This is a genomic window from Pseudaestuariivita atlantica (genome assembly GCF_001205715.1).
Classification (GTDB): domain Bacteria; phylum Pseudomonadota; class Alphaproteobacteria; order Rhodobacterales; family Rhodobacteraceae; genus Pseudaestuariivita; species Pseudaestuariivita atlantica.
The window spans coordinates 154,088-168,677 of sequence record NZ_AQQZ01000004.1 but is presented as its reverse complement, the minus strand read 5'-3'; the positions used below and the strand labels follow the sequence as shown (position 1 = coordinate 168,677).

The following is a 14,590-nucleotide window of genomic DNA, read 5'->3' as shown; positions in this document are numbered from 1 at the left end:
GCGGGTTCAAGCGATGCTGGCCGCGTGTCATGGAGGTTTCATGGATTACGAGACGATCTCTGCCGAGGCGTTTGGTGCGGGCCTGACGGGGTTCGGCGTGAACCTGCTGGTGCGCGATGTCGTGGCCGAGGTTGCCTTCCTGCGGGACGTGTTCGGGATCGTGGCGCATCGGGTGAGCGCGGATTTCGCCATCCTCGCCTATCACGGGCATGTCCTGCAGCTGCATTCCGACGGCACCTATCATTCCAACCCGCTGCCGTCGCTTCTGCCCGAAGCGGGCGCAAGGGGTGGCGGGATCGAGTTGCGGCTGTTCCACACCGACCCGGACGAGGCGGTGAAAAAGGCGAGGGCGGCGGGCGCGATGATCCTCGCGGAGGCGGAAAACAAGCCACATGGCTTGCGCGAGGCCTATATCCTCGACGACAACGGGTATGCGTGGGTGCCAAGCCGCCCGACAGACGACGAGTGACCAGAAACGCAGCAGGGAGGGTGCGATGGCCGTAACCGAGTTGAGACCGAACATGGATCACTGGCAGGAGCGGGTCGATCTGGCCGCAGCGTTCCGCTGGACCGCGCGGCTGAACATGCACGAGGCCGTGGCCAACCATTTCTCGTTGTCGGTGAACGAGGACGGGACGCAGTTCCTGATGAACCCCAACCAGGTGCATTTCAGCCGGGTGCGCGCGTCGGACATGCTGTTCCTCGATGCCAACGATCCCGACACGCTGAAAGGCCCCGACGCGCCCGATCCGACGGCTTGGGGGCTGCATGGCAGCATCCACCGGCGCTGCCCCCATGCGCGCTGCGCGATGCATGTCCATTCGGTTCATGCGACGGTGCTGGCCTGCCTGCAGGACAAGATCCTGCCGCCGCTCGATCAGAATGCGGCGATGTTCTATGACCGGCAGGTCGTGGATGACGAATATGGCGGGCTCGCGTTCGAGGAAGAGGGGGAGCGCTGCGCCGCCCTGTTCGCGGACCCGAAGAAGACGGTGATGGTGATGGGCAATCACGGCATCATGGTGATCGGCCAGACCGTCGCGCAGACCTTCAACCGGATGTATTTCTTCGAACGCGCGAGCGAGGTCTATGTCCGCGCATTGCAGACCGGCCGCCCGCTGGCGATCCTGCCGGACGAGATTGCGGCCAAGACGGCCGACGAGATCGAGAACTATCCCGAACAGGACATCCGCCATCTGGCAGAGCTGAAGGCGATCCTTGACGCGGAAGGGTCGGACTATGCCGCGTGAGCGCCTATGACGTGGTCATCGTGGGGGCCGGGTCGGCAGGCTCGGTCCTTGCCAACCGGCTGAGCGAGGACCCGACGCGGAGCGTGCTGGTGCTGGAGGCCGGGCCGGTCGACCGGGACCTGATGATCCATATCCCGGCAGGCGTGCATTCGGTATGGCACAAGCCGGGGCTCAACTGGAACGACACGTCCGAGGCGCAGGAGGCTCTGGGAGGGCGTGGCGTGTTCCAGCCACGGGGCCGGGTTCTGGGCGGATCGTCTTCGATCAACTCGATGGTCTACATGCGCGGGCATCCGCGCGATTACGACGAATGGGCGCAGGCGGGGCTGACCGGGTGGTCCTATGATCGCTGCCTGCCCTATTTCCGCGCGGGCGAGGCGCGGGCCGAGGGTGGCGATGCCTGGCGCGGGGCCGACGGGCCGCTGGGCGTGTGCCGGTCGTCCTATGACAACCCGTTATACGATGCGTTTCTGGAGGCGGGAGCGCAGGCCGGGCAGGGCCGGTCCGACGATCTGAACGGGTATCAGCCCGAAGGCGTCGCGCGGTTCGACGCGACCAAGCGGCACGGGCGGAGGTGCAGCGCGGCGGTGGCGCATCTGCGCCCGGCCCTGCGGCGGCCCAACCTGACGCTGAAGACCGGCGCGCAGGTGGACCGGGTGGAGATCGAGAACGGTCGCGCGGTTGCGGTCCGCTTTCACCATCGCGGGCGCGCGGAACGGGTGGAGGCGGGGGAGGTCATCCTGTCGGGCGGGGCCTTCAACTCGCCTCAGCTTCTGATGCTGTCGGGCGTGGGGCCCGCCGATCATCTGGCCGAACACGGGATCGACGTGGTGGCCGACCTGCCGGGCGTGGGCGGGAACCTGATGGATCACGCGACGGTCGTGGTGCAGTTCGAATGCCGTAAACATTTTCCCATTCACCGCATCGACCAACCCCTGCCCAAGCTGCGCGCCGGTGCGCGGTGGGTGTTCTTCCGCGACGGGGTGGCAGCGTCGAACATCTGGGAGGCGGGTGGCATCGTGCGCGGCAACGACCGGGTCGCGCGGGGCAACCTGCAATACCATTTCGCGCCGGTCGGTTTCGCCTACGAGGGCGACCGCCTGAGCGTCAGCCAGGCCTTTGCCGTGCATATCGACCTCTTACGCCCCGAAAGCCGGGGGGAGGTGCGGTTGGCCTCTGCCGATCCACGGGCGCGGCCGGCGCTGCGGTTCAACTACCTCGACCAGGCGGAAGACCTGCGGCAACTGGTCGAAGGGGTGCGGGCCTTGCGTGCGCTGGTGTCGCAACCGGCGTTCCACGGCCTTGCCGGGGCCGAGATCGCGCCGGGGGCCGGGGCGACGACGGATGCCGACATCGCCGCATGGGTGCGCCGCGCGCTGGAAACCGATTTCCACCCCTGCGGGACCTGCGCGATGGGTGACGTGGTGGATGACGAGATGCGGGTGCGGGGGGTCGCGGGCCTGCGGGTTGTCGATGCCTCGGTTATGCCGCGGATCGTGGGAGGCAACCTCAACGCGCCGGTGCAGATGATCGCGGCGCGGGCGGCGGACATGATCCGGGGCCGCGCGCAATTGCCGCCCGAACGCCCGCCCTTCGCGTTCGACAGCGACACCAAGGTCGCATCCTGACAGGCGCACCCCGGACCGTGCGGCGCAGGATGGCCCGGAACGGAAGGGAGGACGCACCATGAGCGACACGTCACTGGGCACCGAGACGGACCGCTGGAACCACCATCCGGGGCGCGTGGCGCTGAACCCGCTGTTCAGCTGGCCTCCACGCCCGATGGCGGTGCTGCGCTGGTACGCGGCCTATTGGCTGGTGGTGTCGACGACGACGCTGGCGGTTGCCTTGGCCTTTGCCTTCTACTGGCTGCTGTTGCCGCCCTTGGCCGAGATGCAGACATGGGCGCCGGGCTGGATGCTGCACGTCTGGCTCGCCAACCTGATCCCGCATTGCACGCTCGCCGGGGTGCTGCACCTGTGGCTCTACCGATGGCGCGCGCAGGAGAAGCGGTTCAAGTTCGATCCGCGCGACCCGGCGACGGACAATGGCAGCTTCACATTCCGCAACCAGGTGCATGACAACATGTTCTGGACCATCGCCAGCGGCATCACGCTGTGGACGGTGGCGCAATGGTTGGTCTTCTGGGCGATGGCAAACGGCTGGGCGCCGGTGATCCATCCGCGCGAGAACCCGGTCTGGTTCGTGGCGATGTTCCCGGTGCTCGTTGTCTGGAGCTCGTTCCACTTTTACTGGGTGCACCGGCTGCTGCACGTGCCGGTCGTCTACAAGCGCGCGCATGCGCTGCACCATCGGAACGTGAACGTGGGGCCGTGGTCGGGCATCTCGATGCATCCGCTGGAACACCTGCTGTTCTACACGAACTTTGCGATCCACCTCGTCCTGCCGTCCTCACCAATCCACGTGCTGTTCCATGGCTACATGCAGTCGGTGCACCCGATCTTTTCCCATTCGGGGTTCGAGCAGTTGTACGTCGCCGATGCGAAGCGGGCGAAAATGGGGGATTTCTTCCACCAGCTGCACCACCGCTATTTCGAGTGCAATTACGGCACGGTGGAGATGCCGTGGGACCGCTGGTTCGGGTCGTTCCATGACGGGTCGGAAGAGGCCACGCGGGAGACGCGGGCGCGGAAGACGCAGATGTATACCTGAGGCCGCGCGCCCGTCAGCGGTCGGTCAACATCGTCCAGCCATAGGCGGGCCACAGAAGGTGGCGGCGGAATCGCCCGCCCGGAAAGCGGGGCGGCGGTTGTGACAGGAAGGCGGCATGGGCGCGGTCGGTGCGGCCACCTGTCACCATGTCGGCAAGGATCGCGCCGCAATGGCTGCCCATCGCCACCCCGTTGCCGTGGTAGTTGAGCGCGGCCCACAGCCCCGGCTGGTCGGGCACCGGCCCGCAGAAGGGCGCCATGCGGGCGGACAGGCTCACCAGTCCCGACCAGACGTGCCGGGCGGGGAGTTGCGCGAAGCGGGGAAACAGGGCGGCGAAGTGCCGGCGCAGGCGTGCCTCGGCCCGTGCATCGGCGCGGGTGCTGGACAGGAGCGAGCCGCGCATCCCGAACAGCATCCGCCCGCAAGGCATCCGCCGCAGGTAGTGCAGGAAGGTGCGCGTGGTGTAGGCCATCTGGCCGCTCGTCCAGCCCTGTTCGGTTGCGATGTCGTCGGGGATCGGATCGGTCACCAGCACCGCCGATTGCGCGGGCAGGAAGCGCCCGCGCAGCCAGTCGGGCAGGTCGTCCGAGGAATAACCGTTGGTGGCGACGATCACCTGATCGGCGGTGATCTCGCCACGCGGCGTCGTCACCCGCCAGCCGCCGGACTGCCGGGTGATGCCCGTCGCGGGCGTGTCGCCAGACAGGCGTGCCCCGGCAGAGGTGGCGGCGCGGGCGAGGCCGGTGAGGTATTTGAGCGGGTTCAGACCAAAGCCGATGGGCACGGTCAGCGCCCCGTGAAACGGCCCGGCCATGCCGGCGGCGTGCATTGCGTCTGGCGGGATCAGTTCCGGCGTGATGTCGTGCAGGGCGGCAACCTCCTCTGCGTGCCTGCGCGTTTCGTCCCATGCGCGGGGTGAATGGGCGAGCATCGTCTCCCCCCGTGAGTGGCGGTCGATGTCGAGAGAGAGGCGGGTGACGAGCGCATCCACCGTGGCGACCGCGTCGCGTTCGGTTGCGGCCCAGTCGCGCCCCGCGCCGTCGCCGAACTGCCTGTCCATCTGCGCGTGGGGCAGCATCGCGCCGCCAAGGCAGCAGAACCCGCCGTTGCGCCCGGACGCGCCCCAGCCGGGCTGCCGCGCGTCGACCAGCGCGACCGACACGCCCTGTTCGACGAGGTGCAGCGCGGCGGAAAGGCCGGTGAAGCCTCCGCCGATGATGGCGACATCGGCCTGTGCGGGGCCGTCCAGCGGCGACCATACGGGAGCGTCGATGGTCGTGGGCCAGTAGCAGGCGGCGCGCGGGGCGTCGCCATAGGCATGGGCGGGATAGGGCCGCCTCACGCGCGGGCGGCGGCCGCGTCGTCCCGCGCGCGCGCCACTGCCGCGCGTTTCGAGACGAGCGAGGCGATGATGACCCCCACCGTCACGACGGCGATCATCAGGGTCGACAGCGCGTTGATCTCGGGGCTGACGCCCAGGCGGACGGCCGAGAAGATCTTGATCGGGAGGGTCGTCGCGGCAGGGCCTGACGTGAACGAGGCGATCACGAGGTCGTCGAGCGAGAGCGTAAAGGCCAGCAGCCAGCCCGAGATGACGGCAGGCGCGATGATCGGCAGGGTCACCAGCCGGAAGGCCTGGAACGGTGTGCAGCCAAGGTCCAGCGCGGCTTCTTCCAGCGAGCGGTCGAACGAGGTCAGGCGCGAGGACACCACGACCGACACGTAGCACATCGAGAAGGTGGTATGCGCCAGCACGATGGTCAGCACGCCCCGGTCCAGCCCGATCCCGATGAAGAGCAGCAAAAGCGACAGGCCGGTGATGACTTCGGGCATGACGAGCGGAGCGTAGATCATGCCAGTGAAGAGCGTGCGTCCGGTGAACCGCCCGGCCCGGACCAAGAGGTAGGCGGCCATGGTGCCGAGCACGGTGGCAATGGTCGACGACATGACCGCGACCTTGATCGTGACCCACGCGGCGTCGAGAAACGCCTCGTTCTGCATCAACTCGCCGTACCAGCGGGTCGAGAAGCCCGCCCAGACGGTCACCAGTTTGGAAGCGTTGAACGAGTAGATCACGAGGATGACCATGGGCAGGTAGAGAAACGCGAAGCCCAGCGTCAGGGACGTGGCGTTGAACCATGTGAAGCGCTTCATTCGTCCATCTCCCGCGCGCGCTGTTCGTTGCGCTGAAACAGGATGATCGGGACGATCAGGATCAGAAGCAGGATCACGGCGACGGCCGAGGCGACGGGCCAGTCGCGGTTGTTGAAGAACTCCTCCCACAGGACCTTGCCGATCATCAGCGTCCCCGACCCGCCAAGAAGCGAGGGGATGACGAATTCGCCGATCACCGGGATGAAGACGAGGAAGCACCCGGCGATGATCCCGTTCTTCGATAAAGGTATCGTGACCAGCCAGAAGGCCGACATGCGCGAGCAGCCGAGGTCGGTCGCGGCCTCGATCAGGCTGTCGTCCATCCGTTCAAGGGCGGCATAGATCGGCAGGATCATGAAGGGCAGGTAGGTGTAGACGATGCCGATATACACGGCGGTGTTGGTGTTCAGGATCGTGAGCGGTTCCGAGATGATGCCGGTCCAGAGCAAGAGCTGGTTGAGCAGCCCTTCCTGCGCGAGGATGCCCATCCACGCGTAGACGCGGATGAGGAAGGACGTCCAGAAGGGCAGGATCACCAGCATCAGGAGCGTCGCGCGCCATTCGTCGGGCGAGCGGGCCATGGCGTAGGCGATGGGGTAGCCGACGACCAGCGTGATGGCGGTGGACGATGCCGCGATCCAGAGCGAGGAGAGGTAGGCTTTCCAGTAGAGGTCATCCTCAGTTAGCCAGACGAAGTTCTCGAAATCGAGGCCGGTGAGGAAGGCGCGGAAGCTGGCCCATCCTTCGGACAGGTCGATGGTGGGCGTATAGGGCGGGATCGCCAGCGCCGTGTCGCTGAGAGAGATCTTCAGGACGATCAGGAACGGGACGAGGAAAAGGGCGAGCAGCCACAGGTAGGGGATCGCGATCAGGAGGCGGCGCATGGGTGGGCCTCCGTTCGCAATGGAGCCGGGTGCAAGCCGTGGCATTGACGGGCCGCGGCGCGTCGATCCGACCGTGACGCGAAGCGATTTATGTCAGCCGGATCCTTCTGGCTTTCCCGCGATCTTGCAGCACCAGCCAAATCGACGTGCCGTGGAGGCGGCCCGTCGATGGCGCGGCGGCCTGCGGCCTTGATTCCGCGCCGAATGGGTGGCGCGCATGTCATCTCAAAAGCACCACGCCTGCCGTATCGGTCCAGCCGATCCAGACGGTATCGTCCCACGTGAAGGCGCGGGCCGATATGCGGCGGGTGTTGGCGGTCTGCGCCTTGACGATCTGCCCGGTGGGAAGTTCGACATGGTAGGTCGACACGTTGCCGAGATAGGCGATGTCGATCACCTTGCCCTGGAACGCGTTCGGCAGGTCGGGCCGGTCGGCGCTGACGGCGATCTTCTCGGGGCGGATGGCGAAGGTGACGGCACCGCCATCGAGCCCTTCGGTCGCGTTCGACACGACGATCGGGTCGGCGCCTTCGGCCCAGTCGATTTCCAACCCGTCGGGGCGGGGCAAGAGCGCGGGTCCGTCGGGCGCGCCGGACTTGCCGTCCGCACCCTCCCCGAAGATCGGGCTGAGGCGGGAGACGAGCCACCCGGCAGCCTCGTTCGCGGGCGGCTGGGACTCGGACTTCGCGGCGGCGGGTGCCGTGCCGTCCGGTGGTGCGGGCGGGTCGGTGCGACGGGCGGTGCCGGGGAACAGGTTGATCTCCCCGATGAAGTCCGCGACGTAGGTGGAATTCGGCAACTCGTAGATACGGTCGGGCGTGTCCACCTGCTCGATCCGGCCCTCGTTCATCACCGCGACGCGGGAGGCGACGGTCATCGCCTCTTCCTGGTCATGGGTGACAATGACGAAGGTGGTCCCGGTCGTTTCCTGGATTTCCATCAGCTCGAACTGCGTGTCCTGCCGCAGTTTCTTGTCGAGCGCGCCCAGGGGTTCGTCCAGAAGCAGGAGCTTGGGCGCCTTGGCCAGCGACCGGGCCAGCGCCACGCGCTGTCGCTGACCGCCCGAGATCTGGTGCGGCTTGCGCGCGCCGAAGCGTTCGAGCCGGGTGAGTTTCAGCATCTCGTCCACGCGGGCCGCGATGAAGGCCGCATCGCGGCCTTCGCGTTTCAGCCCGAATGCGATGTTGTCGCGCACGGTGAGATGCGGGAACAGCGCGTAGGACTGGAACATCATGTTCACGGGTCGCTTGTTCGCGGGGCGGTTTGCCATGTCCTCTCCACCCAGCGTGATGGTGCCGGAGGTCGGGGCTTCGAACCCGGCGAGCATCCGCATCAGGGTGGTCTTGCCACAGCCCGACGGGCCGAGAAGGGCGAAGAATTCCTGTTCGTAGATGTCGATGGTCAGGTCGTCGATGGCGGTGAATTCGCCGAACCGTTTGGTGACGTTCTGGAAGCGGATCAGCGGGACGGCGTCAGGGTCCGACCATGGTTCGAACTCGGCGGCATTGACCATGCAGGGCAGCGTCCTTGAAGTGCTGGGATCGGGGCGGCGCGCGGCCGCCCCGGAGGATCAGGCTCAGGTGCCCGATTTCACCTTGGTCCACAGGCGCGTCACGACGCGCTGGGTTTTCGCGTCATAGGGCGTCGTGGTGTAGAGGTTTTCGAGCGTCGCCGCGTCCGGGTAGATCGCGGTGTCGCCGATCACGTCCTCTTCCAGCATCGGCTGCGAGGCGAGGTTGCCGTTGGCGTAGTAGACGTAGTTCGACGCCGCCGCCATGTTCTCGGCGTCCATGATGAAGTTCAGGAACTTGTGCGCGCCGTCGGGGTTCGGTGCGTCGGCGGGGATCGCCATCTGGTCGAACCACATCAGGGCACCTTCGGAGGGCGCGTTATACGCGATCTCGACGCCGTTATCGGCCTCGGCCGCGCGGTCGCGGGCCTGCAGGATGTCACCCGACCAGCCGAAGGCGACGCAGATTTCGCCGTTCGCCAGCGCGTTGATGTATTCCGACGAGTGGAATTTCTGCACGTAGGGGCGGATGCCGGCAAAGACCGCTTCAGTCATCTCGATATCGGCCTTGTCGTGGCTGTCGGGGTTCTTGCCCAGGTATGCCAGCGCGGCCGGGATCATCTCGGCCGGGGCGTCGAGGAAGTGCACGCCGCATTCGGCCAGCTTTTCCATGTTGGCCGGGTCGAAGATCAGCGACAGCGAGCCCATGGGCGCGTCCTCGCCCAAAATTTCCTTTACCTTGCCGACGTTCACGCCGATCCCGGTCGAGCCCCACATGTAGTTGATCGAATACTCGTTGCCGGGGTCGTACTGCGCGGTGCGCGCTTCGATCACGTCCCACATGTTGTCGGCGTTGGGCAATTTCGACATGTCGAGTTTCTGGAACGCGCCTGCCGCGATCTGGCGTTGCAGGAAGGTGCCCGAGGGTACGACGACGTCATAGCCCGAGCCGCCGGCCAGCATCTTGGTTTCCAGCAGTTCGTTGGAATCGAACACGTCGTAGATCAGGTCGATCCCGGTCTCTTCCTCAAACTTGGTCAGCAGGTCCTCGTCGATATAGTCGGACCAGTTGTAGACGCGGACCTCTTCGGCGAAGGCCGCGGTGGCGAGCGCCAGCGTGGAGGCGGCGCAGAGTGCCAGGTGTTTCATGTAAGTCTCCCCTTGTCGCCGGGCGCGTTGTGCCGGCCCGAATCCTGCCTGATAACATCAAAGTAGCAGGCGCTTCGCAATGGGAAGCGGTGGCGAGGTCCGCAATGGTGCCGTGGATGGTTCGAAATACGTGCACCGCGGGATGCGCATCAGTCGGACGCGGGCGGGCCGAGAAGCTGGTGCAGGGCGTGGGCCATGACCTTGGCGCTGTCGATCATGTCGTCGACGCCGACCCATTCATCGGGCTTGTGCGCCAGTTCCAGAACGCCGGGGCCGTAAGCGATGCAGTTCTGCAGCTTGCCGATCCGGTCGATGTGCTTCTGATCATAGGTGCCGGGTGAGGCCACGTAGTCGGGCGCACGGCCCAGCACCTCTTCAATCGCCTTGTGCACCGTCGTCACCACGGGTGCATCCCGGTCGGTCATCGACGGGGCGACGTGGTTGATCTCGTCCAGCGTGTAGTCGAATTTCGGGCGGCTTGTTTTCAGCCCGTCCAGAAGCGCCTCCACTTCGCCCCTGACACTGTCATAGCTTTCCTCGGCCAGGTAGCGGCGGTCGATCTGGATGCGGCAGCGGTCGGGGACGTTGTGGGCGGGCAATCCGGTGAAATCGGCATCCTGTTCGGGCTGGCCGCCGTGGATGGCGTTGATGTTCATGGTTGATGACCGCGCGCCTTCGGGCACCACGGGCATGTCGGTGCGGCGCCGGGCCATGGCGGGAAAGAGCTTGTCCTCGAACTCGGCCAGCACCGCGCCCATGTGGCGCACGGCGCAATCGCCGAGGAAGGGCATGGAGCCGTGTGCGATCTCTCCCTTGGTCTCGATCTCGGCCCACCAGCCGCCCCTGTGGCCCAGGCAGATGCGGTCCTTGTGCAGGGGCTCGGGGATGATGACGTGATCGACATGGGCGTAATGGCCCTGTTCGGCGAGGTAGGCGACGCCGCCATAGCCCCCGGATTCCTCGTCTGCCGTTGCGCTGATCTCGACCGCGCCCTGCCAGTCGGGGCAGGCGGCGATGAAGGCTTCGGCCGCGATGATCGACGCGGCCAGCCCGCCCTTCATGTCGCATGCGCCCCGGCCATAGATGCGTCCGTCGATCAGGGGGGCGGTGAAGGGATCGTGGGTCCAGCCTTCGCCGACGGCGACGACGTCGTGATGGGAGTTGAAATGCACGCAAGGCCCGCCGCGCGCGCCTTCGCGCCGGGCGACGATGTTCCAGCGGGGGTAGCGGTCGCTGTCTCCCGGCGTGCCGGTGGCGCGGATCATGCGGGTTTCGAACCCGGCGCCGCGCAGTCGGTGGTCGAGGTATTCGCAGATCTCGAGATACGCGTGACCCGGCGGGTTCAGCGTGGGGATGCGGATCAGGTCCTGCGTCAGCGCGATCAGGTCGTCGCGGGCGGCGTCTATGCGGGCGAAGGTCGCGGCGGTCATGTCCGCAGCGTGGCGCGCGGCGAGGCCAAGATCAAGCGCGCCGCCATGCTCTCTTGACGGCGGGGCGGGGCGGCTCTCATATCGGCGCGACTGGAGGCACCATGAACAAGATCACCAACCACCTGCCCACGGCGGAATTGCAGGCGCTGGACGCCGCGCATCACATGCATCCCTTCACGGCCAATGCCGAGCTGGCGGCCAAGGGCGCGCGGGTGATCAAAAGCGCGTCGGGCGTGTGGCTGACGGACAGCGACGGCAACCGCTACCTTGATGCGATGGCGGGGCTGTGGTGCGTGAACCTTGGCTATGGCCGCCACGAACTGGCCGAGGTCGCCGCCGCGCAGATGCGCGAACTGCCCTATTACAACACCTTTTTCCAGACGACCCACGTGCCCGCCATCGCGCTGGCCGAACGGCTGGCGGAACTGGCGCCCGGCGATCTGAACCACGTCTTCTTCGCCGCCGGCGGGTCCGAGGCGAACGACACCAATATCCGCCTTGTCCGCACCTACTGGGCGGCGCAGGGCAAGCCCGAGAAGCAGGTCATCATCTCGCGCAAGAACGCCTATCACGGGTCGTCGATGGGGTCGGCCTCGCTGGGCGGGATGACCTACATGCACGAACAGGGGGCGATGCCCATTCCGGGGATCGTGCATATCGACCAGCCCCATTGGTGGGCCGAGGGCGGCGACATGAGCCCCGAGGAGTTCGGGATCGCAAGGGCGCGGCAGCTGGCCGAAAAGATCGACGAGATCGGCGAGGACAAGGTCGCCGCCTTCATCGCCGAACCGATCCAGGGCGCGGGGGGCGTGATTGTCCCGCCCGACAGCTACTGGCCCGAGGTGAAGCGCATCCTGGCCGAGCGTGACATCCTGTTCATCGCGGACGAGGTGATCTGCGGCTTCGGGCGCACCGGCAACTGGTTCGGCAGCCAGACGCTCGACCTGCAACCCGACATCATGACCATCGCCAAGGGCCTGTCATCGGGCTACCAGCCGATCGGCGGATCGATCGTCAGCGACCGCGTGGCCGAAGGTCTGTCGCGGACCGAGTTCAACCACGGCTACACCTATTCCGGACACCCCGTCGCTTCGGCCGTGGCGCTGGAGAACCTGCGCATCCTCGACGAGGAAGGCATTGTCGAGCGGGTGGGGACCGACACCGCGCCCTATCTTGCCGAGCGCTGGGCGACATTGGCCGAGCACCCGCTGGTCGGTGAGGCGCGCATCTGCGGGATGATGGGATCGCTGGCGCTGACCCCCGACAAGGCAGCGCGCGCGCCTTTTGCCAAGGTGGGCGAGGCTGGAATGGCGGTGCGGGAGGCCTGTTTCGCCAATGGCCTCGTGATGCGGGCGGTGGGCGACCGGATGATCATCTCTCCGCCGCTGATCATCAGCCGGGACGAGATCGACCTGCTGATCGCGCGGGCGACCATGGCGCTGGATGACGGACAGGCGGAACTGTCGCGGCGCGGAATGCTGTGACGCGATAATCGCGATTGCCCGAGGCGCGCGCACGCCGCTAAGGTTGCGGCATGACGGGGGCGCGGGCATGATCGGACGTCTGACGGGATTTCTTCTGGGTTTGAGCCTTGCGGGCGCGGCCAGCGCCGATGCCTTTGACGAAAGCCGTGCCAAGCTGGCGGCGGAGGATATCCACGTCACGACAGGTGCGGCCGCGGGATACGTGCCCGATGAGACCTGTGAATTGTGTCACGAGGGGATCGCGGCGAGTTATGCCGAGGTCGGGATGGCCCGCGCCTTTCACAAACCGCGCCGGTCGCGGGTGATCGAGGACCTTGAAGCGATCCCGTTCGTGCACGAGGCCACGGGGCATCGGTACACGATGCGCTGGCAGGACGGGACCTACCTGTTCTCGCGCTGGCGGGAGGCGGCGGACGGGACCGAGCTTGACCGGTTCGACGCACCCGTCGACTGGGTCATGGGATCGGGTAATCACAGTCGGGTCTACCTGATCCAGGAACCGAGCGGGAAGCTCCTGCAGCTGCCGCTGGCGTGGTACAGTCAAAGCGGGACATGGGCGATGCCGCCGGGGTTCGAGGATGCCAACCACGCGGGCCTTGCCCGTCCGGTGCAGCGCAACTGTATGACCTGTCACAACGCCTATGCCGAGGTGCCCGAGACCGCGGACCGGGCCGGGTATCCAAACGTCTTCCCGACCGCTCTGCCCGAGGGGCTGGGGTGCCAGCGGTGTCACGGGCCGGGGGCCGATCACGTGCGGCTGGCGCTGGTCGACAAGGCCCCGATCGCCGAGACGATCGCCGCCATTGTCGATCCCGCCGACCTGCCGCGCGACCGGGCGCGGGACGTCTGTTATGCCTGCCACCTGCAACCCGGTGTGACGATCCAGGGACAGGTGCGGCACGGGCAGGGCTTTTACAGCTTCCGCCCCGGCGATACGCTGACCGATCACTTCCTCAACATGGATTTTCAGGATGGCGACCGGGAGAAGGCCGACCGGTTCGACATCAACCACCATCCCTACCGGCTGGAACAGTCGGCGTGCTTCATCGAAAGTGAAGGCGAGTTGGGGTGCACCACCTGCCACAACCCGCACCGCAAGATCGCGGTGGAGGATCGCGCGGAGTATTACCGGACCAAGTGCCTGAGTTGTCACGAAACGGATACCGAGGGCTTGCCGGTGATGGCGAGCGCGGAGCCGCATCCCGCCGTCGCGGCGGACGCGGATTGCACCACCTGCCACATGCCCGAACGCCGGACCGAGGACGTGATCGAGGTGACGATGACCGATCATCTGGTCACCCGCGATCCCGGCCCGCTGGAGGCGCTGGTCGCGCGGCTGCCGAAACACGCGCCGCAGGTCGTCAACGTCGATCTGCATGATGCGCTGCCCGGCATGGAGCAGAACACGCGGATGCAATACATCCTGAGTTCGATCCTGACCTATGACGGCGCGCGCCAGACCGGCGCAGCCACCACGCTGGCCAACCTGATCCGGTCAGAGAAGACGACCGCCTATGAACCGTGGTTGCTGGCGTTGAAGTCGCTGGTGAAGCAGAAGCGGTATCGCGACGCGGCGGCCATCGCCGACGAGGTGCTGGCCCGCGCGCCCGACGTGCCCGACGTGATCGCCAATGTGGGGCTGGTCCGCTATGCGGCGGGGCGCAAGGCGGAGGGCAAGCGGATGCTGGCCGATCTGGCCCGGACGCATCCCGAGATGACCACGCCCTTGATGAACCTCGCCTCGATTCTGCGGCAAGAGCAGCAACTGGGTGACGCGCGTACCATCCTCAACCAGGTTCTGGCGCAAGAGCCGACGAACTGGCGGGCGTGGGCGATGCTGGGCCTGATCGAGCGGACGGTGGGCAATGAAGGTGCGGCGATCGAGGCCTATTTCGCCTCTCTCCGCATCGAACCGCGGGCAAAAGGGAATCGCGCGGCGCTGGCCGATCTGCTGGATCGGGTGGGCCGCGCAGGGGAGGCTCGACTTTACCGCGAGTAGCCGTGGGCAGGCGTTCGCCCTGAAATCCAACAATGCGCGGGCAATCTGCCCAAAGCG

At 66.5% G+C, this 14,590-nt stretch carries 12 protein-coding genes; 6 read left to right on the top strand and 6 right to left on the bottom strand.

All coding sequences use genetic code 11. The features are described from left to right. Positions 1–40: 40 nt before the first annotated feature. From ATO11_RS10195 to ATO11_RS10180, 4 genes are read left to right on the top strand one after another with little or no spacing between them, the layout of a single operon-like run. The gene (locus tag ATO11_RS10195) at positions 41–469 is read left to right on the top strand and encodes a VOC family protein (RefSeq protein ID WP_050531093.1); all 429 of its coding nucleotides are present in this window, start codon (positions 41–43) and stop codon (positions 467–469) included. A 25-nt stretch (positions 470–494) separates the two neighbouring features. After that, positions 495–1,250: a class II aldolase and adducin N-terminal domain-containing protein gene (locus tag ATO11_RS10190; RefSeq protein WP_050530767.1), complete on the top strand. Its 756-nt coding sequence runs from the start codon at positions 495–497 to the stop codon at positions 1,248–1,250. Then, entirely contained in the window at positions 1,247–2,878 is a 1,632-nt protein-coding gene (locus ATO11_RS10185) for a choline dehydrogenase (RefSeq protein WP_050530766.1), read from the top strand. The genes ATO11_RS10190 and ATO11_RS10185 overlap by 4 nt, the downstream gene beginning before the upstream one ends. 58 nt (positions 2,879–2,936) lie before the next feature. Then, on the top strand, positions 2,937–3,923 hold the full coding sequence (locus tag ATO11_RS10180) for a sterol desaturase family protein (protein WP_050530765.1): 987 nt from the start codon (positions 2,937–2,939) through the stop codon (positions 3,921–3,923). Positions 3,924–3,936: 13 nt separating this feature from the next. On the opposite strand, the gene ATO11_RS10175 is transcribed toward ATO11_RS10180, so the two are convergent. From ATO11_RS10175 to ATO11_RS10150, 6 genes are all read right to left on the bottom strand, one after another. Beyond that, a complete protein-coding gene (locus ATO11_RS10175; protein ID WP_050530764.1) occupies positions 3,937–5,265 on the bottom strand; it encodes an NAD(P)/FAD-dependent oxidoreductase in 1,329 nt (442 codons plus the stop codon). After that, a complete protein-coding gene (locus tag ATO11_RS10170) occupies positions 5,262–6,077 on the bottom strand; it encodes an ABC transporter permease (RefSeq protein ID WP_050530763.1) in 816 nt (271 codons plus the stop codon). Before ATO11_RS10170 ends, ATO11_RS10175 begins: the two co-directional genes overlap by 4 nt. Continuing rightward, positions 6,074–6,961 carry an ABC transporter permease subunit gene (locus ATO11_RS10165; protein ID WP_050530762.1) on the bottom strand — a complete coding sequence of 296 codons (888 nt, stop codon included), beginning with the start codon at positions 6,959–6,961 and terminating at the stop codon, positions 6,074–6,076. The genes ATO11_RS10170 and ATO11_RS10165 overlap by 4 nt, the downstream gene beginning before the upstream one ends. A gap of 220 nt (positions 6,962–7,181) precedes the next feature. Continuing rightward, positions 7,182–8,474, bottom strand: a complete 1,293-nt coding sequence (locus ATO11_RS10160; RefSeq protein ID WP_050530761.1) for an ABC transporter ATP-binding protein — start codon at positions 8,472–8,474, stop codon at positions 7,182–7,184. A gap of 63 nt (positions 8,475–8,537) precedes the next feature. Then, positions 8,538–9,620 (bottom strand): polyamine ABC transporter substrate-binding protein, encoded by a 1,083-nt coding sequence (locus tag ATO11_RS10155; RefSeq protein WP_050530760.1) that lies wholly within the window; start codon positions 9,618–9,620, stop codon positions 8,538–8,540. 149 nt (positions 9,621–9,769) lie between these two features. Then, positions 9,770–11,050: an acetylornithine deacetylase/succinyl-diaminopimelate desuccinylase family protein gene (locus ATO11_RS10150; protein WP_050530759.1), complete on the bottom strand. Its 1,281-nt coding sequence runs from the start codon at positions 11,048–11,050 to the stop codon at positions 9,770–9,772. A gap of 101 nt (positions 11,051–11,151) precedes the next feature. Here ATO11_RS10150 and ATO11_RS10145 point away from each other — a divergent pair, with 101 nt between their 5' ends. Both ATO11_RS10145 and ATO11_RS10140 read left to right on the top strand, forming a co-directional pair. Further along, complete coding sequence (locus tag ATO11_RS10145; protein WP_050530758.1) at positions 11,152–12,534, top strand: aspartate aminotransferase family protein; 1,383 nt, start codon at positions 11,152–11,154, stop codon at positions 12,532–12,534. A 67-nt stretch (positions 12,535–12,601) separates the two neighbouring features. Further along, positions 12,602–14,533, top strand: a complete 1,932-nt coding sequence (locus tag ATO11_RS10140; RefSeq protein ID WP_134643092.1) for a cytochrome c3 family protein — start codon at positions 12,602–12,604, stop codon at positions 14,531–14,533. Positions 14,534–14,590 lie beyond the last annotated feature (57 nt).

Excerpts from the sequence above, each read along its gene's own strand:
- ATO11_RS10195 (WP_050531093.1), top strand. The coding sequence starts at position 41 with ATGGATTACGAGACGATCTCTGCCGAGGCGTTTGGTGCGGGCCTGACG.
- ATO11_RS10190 (WP_050530767.1), top strand. The coding sequence starts at position 495 with ATGGCCGTAACCGAGTTGAGACCGAACATGGATCACTGGCAGGAGCGG.
- ATO11_RS10180 (WP_050530765.1), top strand. The coding sequence starts at position 2,937 with ATGAGCGACACGTCACTGGGCACCGAGACGGACCGCTGGAACCACCAT.
- ATO11_RS10170 (WP_050530763.1), bottom strand. The coding sequence starts at position 6,077 with ATGAAGCGCTTCACATGGTTCAACGCCACGTCCCTGACGCTGGGCTTC.
- ATO11_RS10165 (WP_050530762.1), bottom strand. The coding sequence starts at position 6,961 with ATGCGCCGCCTCCTGATCGCGATCCCCTACCTGTGGCTGCTCGCCCTT.
- ATO11_RS10160 (WP_050530761.1), bottom strand. The coding sequence starts at position 8,474 with ATGGTCAATGCCGCCGAGTTCGAACCATGGTCGGACCCTGACGCCGTC.
- ATO11_RS10155 (WP_050530760.1), bottom strand. The coding sequence starts at position 9,620 with ATGAAACACCTGGCACTCTGCGCCGCCTCCACGCTGGCGCTCGCCACC.
- ATO11_RS10150 (WP_050530759.1), bottom strand. The coding sequence starts at position 11,050 with ATGACCGCCGCGACCTTCGCCCGCATAGACGCCGCCCGCGACGACCTG.
- ATO11_RS10145 (WP_050530758.1), top strand. The coding sequence starts at position 11,152 with ATGAACAAGATCACCAACCACCTGCCCACGGCGGAATTGCAGGCGCTG.
- ATO11_RS10140 (WP_134643092.1), top strand. The coding sequence starts at position 12,602 with ATGATCGGACGTCTGACGGGATTTCTTCTGGGTTTGAGCCTTGCGGGC.